The organism is Clostridium sp. BJN0013 (genome assembly GCF_040939125.1).
In the GTDB taxonomy this organism is placed as follows: domain Bacteria; phylum Bacillota; class Clostridia; order Clostridiales; family Clostridiaceae; genus Clostridium_B.
Window position 1 is genome coordinate 2,301,664 of the sequence record NZ_CP162495.1, and the last position, 20,901, is coordinate 2,322,564.

A 20,901-nucleotide genomic window follows, 5' to 3' on the forward strand; every position below is an offset into this window, starting at 1 on the left:
AAATAGAGTCAAGGTTTTGCCCTCAGCTCTAGGTTACTTGTTGGTTTTTTATTCCTTTTTGGACTGTGGCTAATTCTATCCCTTGCGAGGATTTCATCAAGTTTTGGTAGGAATCATCAGTGTTTAGTGGGAATTACTATGGATTATTCCTTTGACACAATTATATCCACAAATCTTTTTATAATAAGGGCAGTGAATCCCCATATTGTATATTTTTCATAATTATAGAAATACTGTTTTACCGTTCCTCTTCTAAATTTATACTTTCTGCCATTTCTTATAAGCCTATAAGGGAATCTCTTTCCTGGTTGTGAAACTATTGGGATCTCATAAAGCAAAGGTTTATTTTCTATAAAAAACTGAAGAGGGACCTTAAAAATATGGTCTACTTCACTTTGGCTTGGAAATATATCTTCTCTATTTAATTTACATACAAAAGGATACATTATAAAATTATAGGGTGTCACAACATAGTCCATTTCCCCTATAAGTTTTATATCTTCTCTATTTAAATTTAGCTCCTCCATAGTTTCTCTTATAGCTGCACATACTGGAATTTCACCCTCTTCTAATCCACCTCCCGGAAAACATATATCTCCAGGCTGATGCTTTAAGTTTAGTGCCCTCACTTCAAAGAGTACACTTACCTCTTCTCCAGATTCACATAAGGGAATCATCACAGCATTTTTACTGAATTCTCCCATAATATGTGGTTTTCTTTCTTTAAATATATTTTCTATTCTTTTTATCACCTTACTACCTCCTAAAATCTAACTGTAAAATGCCCTTTTTATATGGTATACTGTAAAATGTTATAATTAATTATAATATTTTTATCCGAACACTACCAGTGCTTATCTCCCATCTTCTTCAAAGTGGGAAATAAGCACAGATAACGTGCCTGGATAAGTTCTTCTAAAATTCAGATGGAGATAAACTCCACCTGAACCTAAGAATCGCTTGATAACACATGTGCATAAATTTTCAGCAAATGGAGTGATGTTTTTTGAAGAGAAAAAATAATATCATATTATTTGTACTTATGTTTACAATTTGTTTAAATTTTAATGTATCTGCCTCAGATGCATCTTACGATACACTTCCTGAAATATATGGCAGTTCAGCTATAACAGTGGACATGCAAACAAATGAAATAATATATGAAAAAAATCCAGATACTAAAATATATCCTGCAAGTACTACAAAACTTTTAACAGCTATTCTACTTGAAAAGAATAAAAAAGAAACAGACATGCTAACTTATACAGCAGGAGCTAAAGCTCAACCTGAATCTTCTCTAAATACTGTCACACATCCCATAGAGGTAGGAGATTCTATGTCTGCAAAGGATGTTATGGATGCACTTTTAATATTTTCTGCCAATGATATGGCATACGTTATTGCAGAGAATCTATCTAAAGATGTATCTGAATTTGCAAACAAAATGAATGAAGAAGTACAAAATTTAAACTTAAAAAACACTCATTTTGTCACTCCAAATGGCTTACATAATCCGGAACACTATACTACCTCCTATGATATGAGTATTATCGCTAGAGAAGCTTTTAAAAATTCCTGGATAAGAAATACCATATATAAGTCTACCAGTACAATAACAACTTCTAAAGGTGCTACTTTTTCCATCATAAACACCAATAAATTGCTGGGTAAAGATGGCTGTATAGGCGGAAAAACTGGTTATACAGTACCTGCTGGAAGATGTCTGGTCGCAATTTATGAAAGAGATAATAGAAAAATACTTGGAATTGTAATGAATTCCATATATGATGCAAATGACACCTATGTATTTAACGATATAGAAAAAATAATAAACTGGAGCTATAATAAAGCCCCTTATGTTCTTCATAAAAAAGATTCTATAATTAGTAAAAAAAATGTAGACTTTAAATTTTTGCCTTTTGTAAATTTAAAAAAATCCATAGAGGTTCCTATTAAAACAGAAGAAGATATAAACTACTATGATAATGATCTTAATAAAAAAGAATTACAGCAAAAAATCACTATTACAAATGTAAATATAAAATCCTTGAAAGGTAAAATTCCTATAGGAATCCTTACAGTGAAACAAAGAGATTTTTCTAAAAGTTATAAAATTTATTCTGCACTTTCAAAATATTCTTTTTCAAAGCAGATATTTTCTATATACAGCATACTATTTATGCCTTTATTTATATTAATTCTAATCTTCTTATTTATGAAAAATAAACCTAGAAAGTATAAAAAGCATAAAAAATATAGCTATCATTAAACTTAAAATATGTAAAAAAGTATTTCTATAAATATTTATAGAAATACTTTTTTATTATAGTGTATATCTACACATTCCCATGATTAATTTATATTAAAGATTTATCTATGCCTTATTAACAACTACTTTATCAGACTGTTCATTATTTTTTTCCATCTGTAATGAAACATAATTTACAAGATCTACTGTTCTACATGAATAAGCCCATTCATTGTCATACCAAGACACCACTTTAACCATATTATCTCCCATTATTAAAGTTGAAAGTCCATCTATTATGGAAGACCTATTGTCACCCTTGTAATCTATAGATACCAGTGGTTCTTCTGAGTATCCAAGTATTCCTTCCATAGGACCTTGAGCTGCCCTTTTAAATGCTTTATTTATTTCTTCTACTGTAGCAGATTTTGAAAGCTCACAAACTAAATCCGTAATAGACACTGTAACTGTAGGTACTCTAAGAGCAAAACCATTTAATTTTCCCTCTAGATTCGGAAGTACCTTTGCCACTGCCTTTGCTGCTCCTGTAGTAGTTGGAATTATAGATTCCCCTGCAGCTCTTGCCCTTCTTAAATCCTTATGACTCTTATCTACCAATCTTTGATCTCCTGTATAGGCATGAATTGTAGTCATAAGTCCTTTTACAATACCAAAATTTTCATCTAAAACTTTAGCAAATGGTGCTAGACAATTAGTTGTACAGGATGCATTTGAAATAATATTATGGGAATTTACATCAAATTTTTCTTCATTTACACCCATAACTATAGTTATATCTTCATCTTTAGCAGGGGCTGTAATTATAACTTTTTTGGCACCAGCCTCTATATGCTTGTATAAATTTTTTCTATCTTTAAATTTTCCTGTAGATTCTACTACGATATCTACATTTAATTTACCCCAAGGTAAATTTTCTGGTTCACTTTCTCTAAATATTTTTATTTCAGAATCATTTATAATTATTGAGTCTTCTGTAGCTTTTACGTTGCCTTGAAATTTTCCGTAACAAGAATCATATTTAAAAAGATGTGCAAGGGTTTCATTGTCTGCTCTTGCATTAATTGCTACAATTTCCACGTCTTTCCGTAATCTTTCCTGAGCAATTCTTAAAAATAACCTTCCTATTCTTCCAAAACCATTAATTGCAACTTTCATAGACATTATTTTTCCCCCTATAAAATATTTATAAATTTATATAAAAGCTTATTATACATATTAGCTTCATCATTCAAAGATATATGTGATATAAATAATATATATGCTATATTATTTATATCAATAGCACATATATATGTCAAATTTATTTTTGTACCCCTATATTATGATATACTTAATTTTTCTTACATATGTTCTTTATTACGTTTATTTAATCTATTTTTCTCTTTTTTATCCGAAGACAGCAATTAGCTAATAACTTCACCATCTTCAAAGTGGAAGATAAGCACTGTTACGCCTCTGGATAATTTCCTATTTATAAAAACCTCCTTGACACAATCTTGACACAATATTTTTATTATTATATCATTTAAAGGTAATAGCAAATTCGTAGCCTTTCGTCTAAAAAGGATGAGAGGTTTTTACTTTAAAATAAATGGGAGTGAAAAAAATGACTAAAGTCAGAACAAGATTTGCACCAAGCCCAACTGGATATATGCACGTTGGTAATTTAAGAACTGCACTATATACATATTTAATAGCCAAACATGAAGGCGGAGATTTTATACTAAGAATTGAAGATACTGACCAGGGAAGATTTATAGAAGATGCACTGGATATAATTTACCATACATTGGAGATTACAGGACTCAAGCACGACGAAGGTCCTGATATAGGTGGCCCTGTAGGTCCTTATATACAAAGCCTGAGAACTGATATATATTTAAAATATGCTAAAGAACTTATAAATAAAGGAAAAGCTTATTATTGTTTTTGCACCAAAGAACGTATGGATAGCCTTAAGAACAATGATGATAACGAAAAAGAATTTTATAAGTATGATAAGCACTGCCTTAAACTTTCAAAAGAAGAAATAAATGAAAAGCTAGCATCAAATATACCTTATGTTATAAGGCAAAATAATCCTGAAACTGGATTTACAACTTTTCATGATGAAATTTATGGAGATATTTCTGTGGATAATTCAGAATTAGATGATATGATACTTATAAAATCTGATGGTTATCCTACCTATAACTTTGCAAATGTAGTGGACGATCACCTTATGGGAATTACCCATGTAGTCAGAGGTAGTGAGTATTTATCCTCTGCTCCAAAGTACAACAGACTCTACGATGCCTTTGGCTGGGAAGTTCCTGTATACATTCATTGTCCCCCAATAATGAAGGATGCACACCAAAAGCTCAGTAAAAGAAATGGAGATGCCTCCTTTCAGGATTTAATAAAAAAAGGTTATTTAAAAGAGGCTGTACTTAATTATATAGCCCTTTTAGGATGGAATCCTGGGAATGAACAGGAATTATTCGACCTAGATGAACTAGTGAAACTATTTGACTACAGAAATATAAATAAATCTCCAGCTATCTTTGACAATGTAAAGCTGAAATGGATGAATGGAGAATATATAAAAAAGATGCCTTTGGAAGAATTTAATAAACTGGCCCTTCCTTATTATAAAAAAGTAATTTCAAAAGATTTGGACTTTTTAAAGATAAGTGAATTACTCAAAATAAGAGTTGAAGTATTAAGTGAGATACCTGACATGTTAGATTTTTTCAATGAACTTCCAGATTATCCTGCAGAATTATATATACATAAAAAGATGAAAACAAACTTAGAAAATTCACTCTTAACTCTTGAAAAAATTCTTCCTAGATTTAAAGAACTTTCCCCTTGGACTTTTGAAAATATAGAAAAATGCTGTATGGATTTAATATCAGAATTGCAGGTTAAAAATGGAATAGTACTTTGGCCTGTACGAATTGCTCTGTCAGGCAAAAAATCTACCCCTGGTGGTGCCTTTGAAATTGCAGATATTATAGGCAAAGATGAATCCTTAAAAAGAATAAAATATGGAATTGAAAAATTAAAACTTGAAATCTAAAATAATTAAAATTCCATTTTATTGAAAAATTAGTTTTTCTCAAAATATAAATATACTAAAAATATTTTTAGTATATTTATATTTTTATCTATACATGTGTGTTGATGTTTACATCTCTTTTTCACTCTGAGTATTTTTCAATTCCCTTATAAGTACTATACTTGAAAATACAACCATCATACTATTATCAACTACTATAAATCCTAAACCCACTTCAGTAATAGTTTTATTATATATATATGCAAATTTTCCCTGTCCCACTGTTTGTATTATTACCTTTTTACCAATAAGGGAATTAAAATAATCTTCCATCCTTTTTTCAAATATACAATAATATCCCTTTGATACTTGTTTTAAAGATTTGTCCAAAGAAGAGAGTTTGTTTGATTGTAAACCAACTATATTTTTCATAGGTATTATAATTTTCTCTCCTGATTCATTGGTAAGCTTAATTAATATTTCATCTGAATGTATTAAATTCACTTCATTAAGTATACTCATTTTATCATCTTTAACACATACATCTAATTTTTCTCCAATTAACTTATTCATTACATACGATATACCTTTATTACAAGTAATACAATACTTACTGCCAGATAATATATTATATCTTTTTTTAACAATTCCATTTGGTTTTGTTATCTGTTCTTTCTCTTCTTTTTCATTAGGAGCCTTTTTTTCAACATTATTATGATTATGCTCCTCATTTTTCTTGGAAATTTGTCCTTTATTTTCTTCTTCCTCTTCCTTAGAAGTTTGCCCTTTATTTTCTTCTTCCTTCTTATCCTTATTTTCAGATGCTTTTTTACCTTCAGATTCTTTCTTGTTGTCAATCTCTATTTTCTTATCAGGTTCTTTTTTATCATGGTTTTCTGGCTTTTTTTCCACTTTGTCTTTTATCTTTTTAACTATATTACTATCTAACACGCTTTCTGTTTTTTCATTTTCTGTTTTTTTAGGCTTCTCCTTATCTCTTTTTCCTGTCAAAATACCTTCCTGTCTAAGAATATTTTTTTCTATAAACTCAATAAGTTCCTTATTGTCAATATATTGCTCTTTATAATACTCCTTATCATGATCATTCCCTGAATCCTTATAACGCCTTCTATTGTATCTATCAATTCTTTTCATATACTTAGGTATCATATATAAAGCCAGCTGCATTAAATCATCTATACTATTTCCTGTCCTTTTCATTTAATACCTCCATAATTCTAAATGCTATACTATCAGAATATGAAGGCTTTATTTTATAGTTACCCTAGGGACTCTAAAGCATTTTTCCTAAATTTGAAAAAGCTGGGGAGAAAGTGTATGGAGTAGATAGCCTTTAGATAAATTTAAACACTTATTTCAGCTTCTTCCCCTAAAAATTCTTTATTTTTCTCTAGTAAAGGCTTTATCTTACATTCTATAAAATCCACTACTTGCCCTGGTGCTCTTCCTATGAATTTTTTAGCATCTACAAGAGACATTATCTCCTCTTTGGTCATTTTGAAGAAAGGATCTTTTATAATCCTCTCTAAAAGATCATTTTCCATTCCATGCTCTTTTACCATTTTAGCTGCTTCCATAGAATGAACTCTAATTCTTTCATGGAGTTCTTGCCTGTCTCCCCCCCTTTTAACCGCTTCCATTATTATATTTTCCGTACACATAAAAGGAAGCTCCATAGCTATATGGGATTCTATTACCTTTGGATATACTACCATATTCTCAGATACATTCATATATAAGTTCAATACACCATCTAAGGCTAAAAATGCCTCTGGTATGGCTATTCTTTTATTGGCAGAATCATCTAAAGTTCTTTCAAACCACTGTGTGGCAGCAGTAATAGCTGGATTTAAAGTGTTTACTATTACATACCTTGCAAGGGCTCCAATTCTTTCACATCTCATAGGATTTCTCTTATAAGCCATAGCAGAAGACCCTATTTGATTTTTCTCAAAAGGTTCCTCCATTTCCTTCATATTCTGCAATAATCTTAAATCATTACTAAACTTATAAGCACTTTGGGAAATTTCAGAAAGAGTGTTTAATATTATGGAATCCAATTTTCTCGTGTATGTCTGACCTGTAACCATAAATTCTTCCTTAAAGTTCATTCTTTCAGTCACCATTTTATCTAATTTTTTTACTTTTTCTTCATCTCCATTAAATAATTCCATAAAACTGGCCTGAGTTCCAGTAGTCCCTTTTACTCCTCTAAATCTCATCTTATCTATTACAAATTCAATATTTTCAATATCCAAATATAAGTCCTGTATCCAAAGTGTTGCTCTTTTTCCTACTGTAGTGAGCTGTGCTGGCTGTAGATGAGTAAATCCAAGAGTAGGTAAATCTTTATATTTTAAAGCAAACTCAGTAAGATAATTTATAATATTTAATATTTTTCTTTTCAATATGTAAAGTGCTTTTCTCATAATTATTAAATCCGTATTATCTACTACATAACAACTTGTTGCCCCTAAATGTATTATTCCTTTTGCTTTAGGACATTGTAGTCCATAAGCATACACATGACTCATAACATCATGACGCACTTCTTTTTCTCTTTTCTTTGCATCTTCATAATTTATATTTTCCATATTAGCTTTTAACTCATCTATCTGTTCAGAAGTTATATTAAGTCCTAACTCTTTTTCACATTCTGCAAGAACTACCCAGAGTTTTCTCCAGGTCTTGAACTTTACTTCATCTGAAAATATATAACTCATTTCTTTAGATGCATACCTGGTATTCAAAGGTGTATTGTATATATCTCTCATGTAAAAATTCCTCCATTTATATGTAATTAAATTTTTTCATTCACATTATAACACAATAATCAAATTATTGTGTATTTTATACATGTTAAATTATAAAACTTAGGTTCTATTCTACCAGATTATTAATATATTTTAATTAATGATTATTTAACAAAGGTAGGTGGGTTTTTATTGAGTGCGAGACACCCAGTTCCTCTCAATAAATAAAAAATATGTATAAATTCAGTATCATAGACAAAGTTTCTTTAATCCTAATGGTTGTAGGTGCACTAAATTGGGGACTTATAGGTCTATTTAATTTTAATATAATAGGAATTATATTTGGAGAACCGATAAACTTAATAGGAAGAATAATATACATACTTATAGGAGTAGCGGGATTAAATATGATCATACTATTTTTTAAGACCAAAAATAGCTGCAAATAATATAAATTGAAATAGAAGACCTTCTAAAAATCAAGGTCTTCTATTTCTTTACTCCACATAGTTGAATTACTTTATTCCTCCAGGGATTTTATCAATCTGACTACCTCTTCTACTGCCAGAGATTCATCATCACCACATGCAGTAATTTTTACATTGGCCCCTTTGATTACACCTAATGATAGTACTCCAATCAAACTCTTTATATTGGCTCTTTTCCCTTTAAATTCTATATATAATTCTGATTTAAATGAAGAGGCTTTTTTAACTAAAAGAGTTGCCGGTCTTGCATGTAATCCTGTGGGACTTTTAACTATAACTTCTCTAGAAACCACATAATTCACCTCTACTTTTTTATTTTAAATTTAATATAAATCTCTCTATTCTATCTAGCCCTTCTTTTATATTTTCCATAGATGTAGCATAAGACAATCTTACATATCCATCTATTCCAAAACCCAGTCCAGGCACTACTGCAACTTTTTCTTTTTCTAGAAGCTGTTCTGAAAAACTCAACGAATTATCTATGGTAACTCCATCTATATTCTTTCCAAAAGTTTCTGATATGTTTAACATTACATAAAAAGCTCCCTGAGGATTTAGATATGAGACACCTGGTATTCTACTTATTTTATCTACCATGCAATCCCGTCTTCTTTTAAATTCCCTAACCATATCCTCTATCTGAGATTCTTCTCCTTCTATAGCTGCCACAGAGGCATATTGAGCTATGGAATTAGGATTACCAGTAGTATGACTTTGAACATTTGACATAAGTTTAATTATATCCTTATCTGCTGCAGCATATCCTATCCTCCATCCAGTCATGGCATAGGTTTTAGAAACTCCATTTATAACAATGGTCCTTTTATAAGCATCTTCAGATAGGCTGGCTATACTAACATGTTTCATAGTACCATATATCAATTTTTCATATATCTCATCTGATAAAATAAGGATATCTTTTTCTCTTGCAAAATCTGCAATCTTTTCAAGTTCCTCCTTCGAATAAATAGTACCTGTAGGGTTATTAGGATTGTTTATTATAATCATTTTAGTTTTTTCACTATATACTGACTTTAAATCTTCTACAGTATATTTAAAGTCATTTTCTTTTTTAGTATCTACAAATACCGGTACTCCATCTGAAAGTTTTACTAGTTCAGGATAGCTTACCCAATAAGGTATGGCTATAACAACCTCATCTCCAGGATTTAAGGTTGCTGTTAATACATTTGTAAGACATTGTTTTGCTCCAGTAGATATTATAATCTGACTATCATCGTAATTTAAACCATTATCTTTTTTAAATTTTTTAACAATAACTTTTTTAAGTTCTGCAATACCGGATGCAGGAGTATATTTCGTATATCCCTTTTTCATAGCATCTATGGCAGCTTGTTGAATATTTTCTGGTGTATTAAAATCAGGCTCTCCTGCCCCAAATCCTATTACATCAATTCCTTCTGATTTCATTTTTTTAGCCTTAGCAGTTATGGCCAAAGTTATAGATGGTTGAATTTCTTCAGCTTTTTTTGAAAGTATCATTTTTATTCCTCCATTACAGTTTAAATTTAAATTATGTAACATTTTTATTTTTAACTTCTTGAAATCAATATTACCCCAAATATTATAAAAACTACTCCCAATATCCTTACAAAAGATATGTTTTCCTTAAATACAAAATAGGAAAATAGCATGGTTATTACATATCCCAAACTCACCATTGGATAAGCATAACTTAATTCTACTTTACTTAAAATCTTTATCCAAAGCAAAAAACTTAACCCATAGGATATAATTCCAAGCATTACAGGCATGTTTTTTAATATGTTGAAAATACTGGGAATCAAATATTTTATAGTAAAACTTAATTCTAAATTTGCCGCACCATATTTTACAAGCACCTGTCCCATTGCTCCTAAAAAAACTGACATAAGTATTAGTGGAATCATAGGTCTATCCCCTAACTCTCTGAAATAAATTCTTCAAAAAAAAGTAGAAACAATATATCATTATAAATATTTCCGGGAAAGAATATCTTCCTTGTCCTTCTGTTATAAAATATATAGAAGTAAACATGAAAAATACTACAACTGAATATACAGTAAATTTATCCAGCAGTTGAGACTTGCCTTGAAATATATAGATAAGCACTTTTAAAGAATATATTAAAATATACAAAATAGCTGGCAAAAATACAACTATTTTTATAATGTTTGTAACTTCAAATAGAATCTTATTATAATAAGCACTTACACCACTATTATAGGTACTATATAGAACATCATCACCCCAAAAATATGTATTATAAAGTCTTTTAAACCCTAGTTCTATAAATTGCACCGGATGATTTCTTATCCATTTTTTTGCTGCATCACTTAACATTTTGTTTTGCTCTGTCTTATTGGCTTCTTTATATTTTTCAGTGTTTACAATAGAATTTTCAACTTTAGAAGCTGCCATCCATCTTCCTGAATGATTTTGAGAATTATTATTTATGTAAAGAACTATTCCTCCATTATTGGATACATAGGTAAATTGGCCCATTAATTTCGTATTCCTATATACCCAGGGTGAAATTACAATAACAGATATTATAAGTACGGTCAAGGAATTTAATACAGCCTTTAAAAATTTTTTATATTTTATAATATCAACTAAAAATAAAGCAAGAAAAAATATTATAAAAAATGGTTTTATAATTGTATTTAGTCCAGTAAGTATACCTATAAAAAGATATTTATACTTGATATTACTAAAATAAAAATAAGTACTTATAAAAAGTATAGCTGTAAAAAGTAATTCTGTACCCAAAATATTATTATAAAATATATTATTAGGAAACAATACAAATATTGTAAATATAATTTTCTTGTCTCTTTCCTTTAAGTTTATCTTAGATAAAATAGCTTTAAAACATAAATAATTTATAAGAGTTATACATAGATTGAATACTTTTGCTTTAAATATACTTGCTCCAAAAAGTTTAAATATTCCCCCTAACACTATAGGATATCCTACAGAGGTATAAGTATTTCCCCAAGAACCTCCATTAGCTATGTTTACAGCTAAAGTATAATAATAGTCAAAATCCGAAAATGGTTTTGCATCTATAAATGTTATCCATAATATGGATAAGATCATTCCAATGGCTATGATTATATTATAGTAATTATTATTTTCAGTTATACCGTGTTTTTGTTGGGCATAATTTTTATGCCAGAAACTCCTAATTTCCATGTTTAATTTATGTCCTTTCTATAGTTTTAAATATATTATAATTATAACAGCTATAATCCACAATAATATATTTATTAAAAAAGGTATATCTTTTTCAAATACATCTTCTGGTTTACCCCCTATATTTTTTCTGTCCATTAAATATTCATATCTAAATATACCGTATAAAACAAAAGGTATGGTAAATATCATTGTATTACTTTGTATAGAGCCAAAGGTGTATAAGCAATAGGCCATCAATATAGATGGATTTACTATAGTGAGCATTTTATTAATATTCTCAACAGAGTATTTTTCCAATATGGTTCTAGAAGAACTACTTCTATCTTTTAAAGCTATAAGTTCACTTTTTCTCTTGTTCAAAGCCAAAAATAAAGATAAAAGCATTGTACATAAAAACAGCCAGGGTGATACCTCTGCTCCTGTAGCAATACTTCCACTTTCGACTCTAAGTACGAATCCCAAAGCAATGGTCATAACATCTATTATAACTAAATTTTTAAGTTTAAACGTATAGCATACATTTACTATAATATATAATAATATTATAAATAAAATCCTTATATCCAATAAGATATATGAAAAACATAATACTAGAACAAATAATATACCAGCTAAGATAAAAGCTGTATTTTTAGACACACGACCACTTGGAAGAGGTCTATTCTTTTTATCAGGATGGCACCTATCTTTTTCAATATCAACTATATCATTTAATATATAAACTATAGAAGACCCTATACAAAATAGAACAAATGTAAATAAATTATTTTTTAATAATTGTAATTTTAAAAAATTTCCCGAAAATATAATTGCTGCAAATACAAAAAAATTCTTGATCCACTGTTTAGGTCTCATTAGTTCAATTATTGCTATCATAAATTTCCCTCCAGTATACTTTGTAAGGCCTACTACTTAACTAAACATCTTTTTACATTTTATCACAGTATATGATATAGTCAACATAACTTTACAAAGTAATACTTTATAATTAATATAATTATAAAATTTCATATTAAATTATGTTTAAATTTAATATAATATCAATAAGGACTTGAGATACCCTTCACAAGTCCTTTAATAAACATTAATTAATTATTACTATCTTGGTTGTACTATTAATTTAATAGCTGTTCTTTCTTCCCCATCTATTTCAATGTCCGTAAATGCCGGTATACATATTAAATCGATTCCACTAGGTGCTACAAAGCCCCTAGCAATCGCTACAGCTTTAATAGCCTGATTCAATGCACCTGCCCCTATAGCTTGTATCTCCGCTGCTCCTCTCTCTCTCAAAACTCCTGCTAACGCTCCTGCCACTGAATTTGGACTTGATTTTGCTGAAACCTTTAATACCTCCATAATAAACCTCCTATTAATATTATATTAACTTTATTTGATACTACTACTATATACTATTCTACATAAAATCAAAAATTCCTTTTAGGTTTTGTAAAGGCAAAATCTAAAAGGAATACTTTTCTATGTTATATATAATTTATACTTACTACTTAAATTATTTTGCATATTCAATTGCACGAGTTTCTCTAATAACATTCACCTTAATCTGGCCAGGATACTCTAGTTCTTCTTCAATTTTCTTTACTATGTTCCTTGCCATTTCAAGGGCTCCTGCATCATCAATATCTTCTGGTTTAACCATAATTCTAAGTTCTCTTCCCGCTTGAATGGCATATGACTTTTCTACGCCTTCACATGTATTTGCTATTTTTTCTAATTTTTCCAAACGTTTAATATATGCTTCTAATGTTTCTCTTCTAGCTCCAGGCCTTGCTGCGGAAATAGCATCTGCTGCCTGAACAAGTATATCTTCTAAAGATTGGAATTCTAAATCTCCATGGTGAGCTCCAATAGCATTTACAACTATTGGTGATTCTCTGTACTTCTTAGCGATTTCTGCACCTATAATAGCATGTGGTCCTTCAACTTCATGATCTACTGCTTTACCTATATCATGAAGTAATCCTGCTCTTTTCGCTATGGTTGGATCTATTCCAAGCTCTGATGCCATAAGTCCAGCTAGATATGCAACTTCTACTGAGTGTTTTAAAACATTCTGACCATAACTAGTTCTATATTTCAACCTTCCTAGCAATTTTATTAATTCCATATGAAGACCATGTACACCAGTTTCAAAAGTTGCTTGTTCTCCTTCTTCTTTAATGTCACTTTCTAATTCCTTTTCAGCTTTTTCAACCATTTCTTCAATTCTTGCCGGATGTATCCTTCCATCAATTATAAGTTTTTCTAGTGCTATTCTAGCAACTTCTCTTCTTATAGGATCAAAACCTGACAATATTACAGCTTCAGGCGTATCATCTATTATTAAATCTACACCCGTCAAAGTTTCAAGGGTTCTTATATTTCTACCTTCTCTACCTATTATCCTTCCCTTCATTTCATCATTAGGAAGTGTTACAACATGCACTGTAGTTTCTGCTACATGATCTGCTGCACATCTTTGAATAGCACAGGTTATAATTTCCCTTGCCTTTTTATCGGCTTCTTCTTTAGCTTTTGTTTCAACTTCTTTAATCATCATAGCAGATTCATGTTTTATTTCTTTATTAACTTCTTCCAACAGGATATCTTTAGCCTCTTCAGAACTCAAACCTGACAGCCTTTCAAGTTCTCCTCTCTGCTTCTGATATAATTCTTCTACTTTTGCCTGCAATTTATCAACTTCTTGTTGTTTTTTATCCAGGCTATTTTCTCTTTTTTCAAGGACATCGTTCTTTTTATCTAATAATTCTTCTCTTTGCAATAATCTTTTTTCTAGTCTTTGAATCTCAATTCTTCTATCTCTAGATTCTCTTTCTAAATCATTTCTTAATTTATGAACTTCCTCTTTAGCTTCCAGTATAGCTTCTTTTTTTTGGGATTGAGCTTCTTTTTTTGCCTCTTCCTTCAATCTATTAGACTCATAAATAGTCTGTGATTTTATAGCAGCTACTTTATTTTTCATTATGTTAAAATGAATTAATATAGCAACAACTATTAGTATACCAGCAATAATTTCATATATTATCATGTAATCCACATGAACACCTCCTTTGCTCTTATTATGTAAATCTATATTTCAGTTAAATATGCAAGCATAGAAAAGGTGTCATATTATTCAATTGGTAATTCCTAAATACATGATAAACCAGAATTTGTATTAATTTTATATTATATTTGAATTATTGTCAAGTTATATGATTTTATTCAATATACTAATAATCACCTGTTATTTTTCTTATTTTACCTTTAAAAATCATACTCCTAAAACATATAACAGATAAAACAAAAAACTAAAACTCATTTCATTTAAACCTTAATTATGATAATTAACCATTATTTGTATCATTGCTGAATATCACTTTAAGAATATCCTATTTTGATAAATTTTTGTTTTCCTGTTTTTTACTATCTTCTTTAGTATTTTTTTCATTTTTATCTTTAATATCTGATAAATTGTGTTTATCTATAGGAAGATTATATTTTTCTCTTATTTTATTTTCAATCTCAAATAAAATATCTGGATTTTCTCTTAAAAACTGTTTTGCATTTTCTCTACCTTGTCCAAGCCTTATTTCCTTATATGAAAACCAAGCTCCACTTTTTTGAACAAAATCCTCCCTAACTCCTACATCCAGCACATTTCCCTCTCTTGAAATCCCCTGATTATACATTATGTCAAACTCAGCTTGCTTAAAAGGAGGTGCCACTTTATTTTTAATTACTTTTACCTTCGTTCTGTTTCCCACCATGGTATCTCCCTGTTTTATGGAATCTACTCTTCTCACGTCCATTCTCACAGAAGAATAAAATTTCAATGCCCTTCCTCCAGGAGTAACCTCAGGATTTCCAAACATAATCCCTACTTTTTCTCTTAATTGATTTATGAATATAGTAACACATCTTGACTTATTTATAGAAGATGTAAGCTTTCTAAGCGCCTGAGACATAAGTCTGGCCTGTAATCCTACATGTGAATCCCCCATCTCTCCCTCTATTTCAGCTTTTGGTACTAATGCAGCTACTGAATCCACTACCAATACATCTATGGCATTAGATCTAACCAGTGCTTCTGTTATTTCCAGTGCCTGTTCTCCAGTATCTGGCTGAGATACAATTAAGTTTTCTATATCTACTCCTAAGTTTTTTGCATAAGATGGATCAAGTGCATGTTCTGCATCTATAAAAGCTGCCGCTCCACCGGTTTTTTGAGCTTCTGCAATTATATGGAGTGCCACTGTGGTTTTACCTGAAGATTCCGGTCCAAATATTTCTATTACTCTTCCTCGTGGTACTCCACCAATGCCCAGTGCTATGTCCAAATCAAGGCAACCCGTTGAAACAACATCAACATTTAAAATACTATTTTCTCCCAGTTTCATTATTGCACCTTTCCCAAATTGTTTTTCTATCTGTAACATAGCAGATTCTATAGCCTGTAGTTTTTCATTATTTAAATTTGCCAAAAGAACACTTCCCTTCTCATCAGAACATATGTTCTACATAAATTATATATCATATTATTCATACAGTCAATAACTTAATCTAAATTATATTTTAATTATAAACCTATAGATATTTTTTAATCAACGTTACATACTATTTATCTGGATTTAATACATCCTTATTTTTTATAAAATAATCTACCCCGGAAATTAAAGTAACTGCTATTGCTAAAAACATGGCAATACCTGTAATCCAATTCAACATTTTATGAGGATGACTTATAACAGTTTTTATAAAACCCAAAGATACGTGATTATAATTTAAATTTATTAAAGCCAGTATTATAGCAACTATTTGAGTTACAGTTTTAGCTTTTCCCCAGGGACTTGCCGCTATCACTATACCTTCTGAAGCTGCCACTGCTCTGAGACCCGTTACTGCAAATTCCCTGGCTATTATTATCATTGCAACCCAGCTAGGTATTATATGGTATTCCACCAGGGATATAAGTGCTGCAGTAACTAAAAGCTTATCTGCCAGCGGATCCATGAACTTGCCAAAACGAGTTATTTGATTTCTACTTCTAGCTATGTATCCATCCAATTTATCGGTTATAGATGCAAGTATAAAAATAACTATTGCAATAATTTTCCCATAAGTTAAACCCTCTAAAGTTATAAAAATCAAAAAAAATGGAATCAATAAAATTCTAATTATTGTAAGTTTATTTGCTAGATTCATCACATACAACTCCTACTAAATCATATTCAACACTATCTGTAATTTTTATGTAAATTATGGCACCTATTTTTAAATCTTTTTTACTTTTTATGTATATAACCCCATCTATATCTGGAGCCATTGCATAGTTTCTTCCATACCATATGCCTTCTTTTTTTCCCTCTACAAGTACTTTATACCTATGTCCAATTTTATATTTTTGCATGGAATGAACAATATGTTTTTGGAGCAGCATAAGCTCTCCTTCTCTTACGGTTTTTAATTCTTCCGAAATTTGATCTTTCATTTCACAAGCTATGGTTCCCTCTTCTCTGGAATATTTAAATACTCCCAAATTATCAAATTTAATATTTTCTATAAAATCCTTTAATTCTTTAAAATCTGCTTCAGTCTCTCCTGGAAATCCAACTATTATAGTAGTTCTAATTGCAATATCCTTTATTCTTTTCCTAAGTTCATTTATACTTGTTAATATATCTTTTTTCCTACCACGTCTACCCATAAGCTTTAATATATTATCACTTACATGCTGCAGGGGCATATCTATGTAATTACATACTTTATCATTTAAAGCTATTTCATCTATAATATCTTCTGTTATTTCCTCCGGATAACAATAAAGCAGTCTAATCCACTCTATACCTTGGACTTTAGATATTCTTCTCATAAGTTCAGGAAGCATTTTTTTATTATATAAATCTATTCCATATCTTGTAGTATCCTGTGCAATAAGTATTACTTCCTTAACTCCCTGAAGAGATAATTCATTGCATTCTTGTAATATATTTTCAATACTTCTACTCCTATATTTTCCTCTTATTTTAGGAATTATACAATAAGTACAACAATTATCACATCCTTCTGCAATTCTTAAATAGGCAGTGTGAGACTTTGTAGTGAGTATTCTTTTGCCTTCATTTATATTAAAATCACTATATTCACAATTATAAATTTTATTTTGTTTATTATTGATAAAATTGCTTATACTTTCTTCCAGCTTATTATAATCATTTACCCCCATCATTATGTCTATTTCAGGTAACAGTTCCATAAGTTCTCTCCCATATCTTTGTGCAAGACATCCCGTTACTATAATACCCTTGCAATTATATTTTCCCTTGTACTGTGACATTTCAAGTATAGTATCTATAGACTCTTGTTTTGCTGATTCTATAAAACCACAGGTATTTATAATTATAATATCTGCTAACTTAGGATCTGTAATTATTTTATAGGCTGACTTTAAATTACCTAATATTATCTCAGAATCCACTCTATTTTTATCACATCCTAAACTTATTAGTCCAACTTTTAATTTATTCACTAAGTCTCCTCCCATTTAGTTATTTTTAAATAACACATAAATACTTTCATATAATATACAACCTACATAAAAAATTTTCAACATTTAATTTTACATATTATTTACCCCAAGACTAATATTTTTAATACCCTCAGTTTTTTGAAATGGAAATGAGTGCCTCTACATCTTTTATAAGTTCTTGTAAGATAGAGAGAAAATCATTCCTAAGAAAACTCTCCTTAGATCTAAGAAGAACTTGGTATATCATCTTTTCCATGAATTAAAATCTGTCTTGGTTTAGCACCATCCTTTTTTGATATTATTTTTCTACTTTCCATTTCTTCTATTATTCTAGCTGCCCTATTATATCCTATTCTCAATCGTCTTTGAAGTAGAGATGTAGATACTTGTCCCTCATTTAGCACAATTTCAATGGCCTTATCTAAAAATTCATCATGGTCATTACTGACATTGGAACTAGGTATACCCTGATCTATTTGTTCCATTATCTTATCTTCGTATTTAATTTCCACTTCACTATTTTTTATATAATGTACTACTTTTTCAACCTCTGCTTCTGATATAAAAGCTCCTTGTATTCTAACCGGTTTTGAAGTACCTACAGGATAAAATAGCATATCCCCTTTCCCAAGTAATCGTTCTGCTCCACTACTATCTAATATGGTTCTAGAATCGATTTGACTGGACACTGCGAAAGATATTCTTGATGGTATATTGGCCTTAATCACTCCTGTAATTACATCTACAGAAGGTCTCTGAGTTGCTATAACCAGGTGCATTCCTGCAGCTCTAGCCATTTGTGCGAGACGTCCTATATAATCTTCAACTTCATTTGGGCAAACCATCATTAAGTCTGAAAGCTCATCAATTATTATGACCACAAAAGGAATTTTCCCTTCTGTTATGCCCCTATCAAATAAATCATTGTATCCTTCTATATTTCTAACACCATTACTTGCAAATAATTTATATCTTCTGTTCATTTCCTGTACAGCCCAATTTAAAGCCCCTGCTGCTTTTTTAGGATCTGTAACCACCGGTGTTAACAAATGGGGTATTCCGTTATATATACTAAGTTCAACTACTTTGGGATCTATCATTAAAAGTTTAACATTCTCTGGAGAATATTTGTAAAGTAAACTTACTATAAGACTATTTATACATACACTTTTACCAGAGCCTGTAGCACCTGCTATAAGCATGTGGGGCATTTTTGTAAGGTCAGATACTACACAGTTTCCTCCTATATCTTTGCCTAAACAATAGGCCAATTTATGCTGGGAATTTACAAACTCTTCCGACTCAACCACTTCTCTTAAGTAAACAGATGTAAGTTCCCTATTTGGAACTTCTATCCCAATAACAGATTTTCCGGGTATCGGAGCTTCTATTCTAACTGCAGAAGCAGCAAGTCCTAGGGCAATATCATCGGATAAATTTACAATTTTACTCACTTTAATTCCAGAACCTGGTTGAAGTTCAAATCTAGTTACAGAAGGTCCTCTGCTAACTTGAAGTATTTTTACATCCACCCCGAAACTTGCAAGGGTCTCTTCCAGTTTACTGGCACTATTTATTAATTCTTTTTTATCCTGTTTATTTAACTTTACCTGTACATTTTGATTCAATAAATTCAGAGGTGGAAAATTATATAGGAAAACTGAATTCTTTCCACTTTGTATCACTTTTTCTTCAATTTCCATACTTATAGGCTCTATGTTTATAGGATCAAACTTTTTTTCATAGGAAATATCTTTTTTAGATTCTATAGGACATTTTAAATCTTCATTACTTTTCGCCTTGTGATTTGACTGATCTTTTTTATCCATATTTCCATATTTCATAAAATCTAATATTTTAATTTTGTTTAAGCCTTTAACAAAATTTTTATTTTTAACTTCATTACTCTGGTCATTGTTTTCGTCCAACACTTTTTCCTCTATTTTAGTATTTTCTGCTTTATTTTTTTGAGCCAATAATTTTCTAAACTTATTCAGTATGTCATAAATAGTAAATTTACTCATTATTATAAAAGATATTATATAAATAGAGAAAAAAATAACATAACAACCAACAGTTCCAAATAATCTAAATAATGGTATATCTATCAAGAATCCTATTATACCACCATGAAATACATTATCAGAATTATATAATGTCTTTATAGCCAAAAATAAATTATATTCCATATTATAATCAAACATTACTATCATATGTACAACTAACAGGGTATTAACTATAAAAAGTAAAATACCATAGAATTTATTATTAAAAGTTATTTTGTTCCTTTTTATAATATAACAAATTCCAATAAATATTATCAATATGGGAAATATAAAAGCTCCTATTCCAAATATTATTATTAAAATTTTCTTCATAAGTTTTCCAGCTATGCCAGAAGAAGAGGGAGAAAATACACTTATTATCATAAGTATTCCCAATGTAGTTAACAATATACCTTTTATATCCTCATCTAATGAGTACTTTTTTTTTTGTCTAATTCTAGACATATATGCCATCACCTCCAGTATATTATTAAGTATATCCTATATAAAAAATATTCTACAATACTTTTGTTTTTCCTTTAATATTTCTTA

General features: G+C 29.9%; 18 protein-coding genes. 3 read left to right on the forward strand and 15 right to left on the reverse strand.

The window, feature by feature from the left end:
• Window positions 1-143 precede the first annotated feature (143 nt).
• Window positions 144-752, reverse strand: a complete 609-nt coding sequence (locus AB3K27_RS11745) for a CoA pyrophosphatase (protein WP_368487618.1) — start codon at window positions 750-752, stop codon at window positions 144-146.
• Window positions 753-1,006: 254 nt separating this feature from the next.
• Here AB3K27_RS11745 and AB3K27_RS11750 point away from each other — a divergent pair, with 254 nt between their 5' ends.
• The gene (locus tag AB3K27_RS11750; protein WP_368487619.1) at window positions 1,007-2,269 is read left to right on the forward strand and encodes a D-alanyl-D-alanine carboxypeptidase family protein; all 1,263 of its coding nucleotides are present in this window, start codon (window positions 1,007-1,009) and stop codon (window positions 2,267-2,269) included.
• Between the two features lie 105 nt (window positions 2,270-2,374).
• Here AB3K27_RS11750 and gap read toward each other — a convergent pair whose 3' ends face one another.
• On the reverse strand, window positions 2,375-3,430 hold the full coding sequence (gap, locus tag AB3K27_RS11755; protein ID WP_368487620.1) for a type I glyceraldehyde-3-phosphate dehydrogenase: 1,056 nt from the start codon (window positions 3,428-3,430) through the stop codon (window positions 2,375-2,377).
• Window positions 3,431-3,875: 445 nt separating this feature from the next.
• Here gap and gltX point away from each other — a divergent pair, with 445 nt between their 5' ends.
• Complete coding sequence (gene gltX / locus AB3K27_RS11760) at window positions 3,876-5,330, forward strand: glutamate--tRNA ligase (RefSeq protein ID WP_368487621.1); 1,455 nt, start codon at window positions 3,876-3,878, stop codon at window positions 5,328-5,330.
• Between the two features lie 108 nt (window positions 5,331-5,438).
• Here gltX and AB3K27_RS11765 read toward each other — a convergent pair whose 3' ends face one another.
• Both AB3K27_RS11765 and purB read right to left on the reverse strand, forming a co-directional pair.
• The gene (locus AB3K27_RS11765; protein WP_368487622.1) at window positions 5,439-6,530 is read right to left on the reverse strand and encodes a hypothetical protein; all 1,092 of its coding nucleotides are present in this window, start codon (window positions 6,528-6,530) and stop codon (window positions 5,439-5,441) included.
• A gap of 143 nt (window positions 6,531-6,673) precedes the next feature.
• Entirely contained in the window at window positions 6,674-8,104 is a 1,431-nt protein-coding gene (gene purB, locus AB3K27_RS11770) for an adenylosuccinate lyase (protein ID WP_368487623.1), read from the reverse strand.
• Between the two features lie 212 nt (window positions 8,105-8,316).
• On the opposite strand from purB, the gene AB3K27_RS11775 reads away from it, so the two are divergent.
• Window positions 8,317-8,532: a DUF378 domain-containing protein gene (locus tag AB3K27_RS11775; protein ID WP_368487624.1), complete on the forward strand. Its 216-nt coding sequence runs from the start codon at window positions 8,317-8,319 to the stop codon at window positions 8,530-8,532.
• Window positions 8,533-8,603: 71 nt separating this feature from the next.
• Here the strand turns inward: AB3K27_RS11775 and AB3K27_RS11780 are convergent, their stop codons facing one another.
• The 11 genes from AB3K27_RS11780 to AB3K27_RS11830 form a co-directional block, all read right to left on the reverse strand.
• Window positions 8,604-8,864: an HPr family phosphocarrier protein gene (locus AB3K27_RS11780; protein ID WP_368491225.1), complete on the reverse strand. Its 261-nt coding sequence runs from the start codon at window positions 8,862-8,864 to the stop codon at window positions 8,604-8,606.
• A 19-nt stretch (window positions 8,865-8,883) separates the two neighbouring features.
• A complete protein-coding gene (locus tag AB3K27_RS11785) occupies window positions 8,884-10,077 on the reverse strand; it encodes a pyridoxal phosphate-dependent aminotransferase (protein ID WP_368487625.1) in 1,194 nt (397 codons plus the stop codon).
• A 50-nt stretch (window positions 10,078-10,127) separates the two neighbouring features.
• Entirely contained in the window at window positions 10,128-10,484 is a 357-nt protein-coding gene (locus tag AB3K27_RS11790; RefSeq protein ID WP_368487626.1) for an SMR family transporter, read from the reverse strand.
• Window positions 10,485-10,488: 4 nt separating this feature from the next.
• Window positions 10,489-11,772, reverse strand: a complete 1,284-nt coding sequence (locus tag AB3K27_RS11795) for a hypothetical protein (protein ID WP_368487627.1) — start codon at window positions 11,770-11,772, stop codon at window positions 10,489-10,491.
• Window positions 11,773-11,790: 18 nt separating this feature from the next.
• Window positions 11,791-12,651 carry a decaprenyl-phosphate phosphoribosyltransferase gene (locus AB3K27_RS11800; RefSeq protein ID WP_368487628.1) on the reverse strand — a complete coding sequence of 287 codons (861 nt, stop codon included), beginning with the start codon at window positions 12,649-12,651 and terminating at the stop codon, window positions 11,791-11,793.
• A 222-nt stretch (window positions 12,652-12,873) separates the two neighbouring features.
• Entirely contained in the window at window positions 12,874-13,134 is a 261-nt protein-coding gene (spoVS, locus tag AB3K27_RS11805; RefSeq protein WP_012101836.1) for a stage V sporulation protein SpoVS, read from the reverse strand.
• Window positions 13,135-13,288: 154 nt separating this feature from the next.
• The gene (gene rny / locus AB3K27_RS11810) at window positions 13,289-14,833 is read right to left on the reverse strand and encodes a ribonuclease Y (RefSeq protein WP_368487629.1); all 1,545 of its coding nucleotides are present in this window, start codon (window positions 14,831-14,833) and stop codon (window positions 13,289-13,291) included.
• A 334-nt stretch (window positions 14,834-15,167) separates the two neighbouring features.
• Window positions 15,168-16,259 carry a recombinase RecA gene (gene recA, locus AB3K27_RS11815; protein WP_368487630.1) on the reverse strand — a complete coding sequence of 364 codons (1,092 nt, stop codon included), beginning with the start codon at window positions 16,257-16,259 and terminating at the stop codon, window positions 15,168-15,170.
• A 133-nt stretch (window positions 16,260-16,392) separates the two neighbouring features.
• Window positions 16,393-16,980, reverse strand: a complete 588-nt coding sequence (pgsA, locus tag AB3K27_RS11820) for a CDP-diacylglycerol--glycerol-3-phosphate 3-phosphatidyltransferase (protein WP_368487631.1) — start codon at window positions 16,978-16,980, stop codon at window positions 16,393-16,395.
• Complete coding sequence (gene rimO, locus AB3K27_RS11825; RefSeq protein WP_368487632.1) at window positions 16,964-18,304, reverse strand: 30S ribosomal protein S12 methylthiotransferase RimO; 1,341 nt, start codon at window positions 18,302-18,304, stop codon at window positions 16,964-16,966. The genes pgsA and rimO overlap by 17 nt, the downstream gene beginning before the upstream one ends.
• Window positions 18,305-18,528: 224 nt before the next feature.
• Complete coding sequence (locus tag AB3K27_RS11830; protein ID WP_368487633.1) at window positions 18,529-20,814, reverse strand: DNA translocase FtsK; 2,286 nt, start codon at window positions 20,812-20,814, stop codon at window positions 18,529-18,531.
• Between the last annotated feature and the right edge of the window lie 87 nt (window positions 20,815-20,901).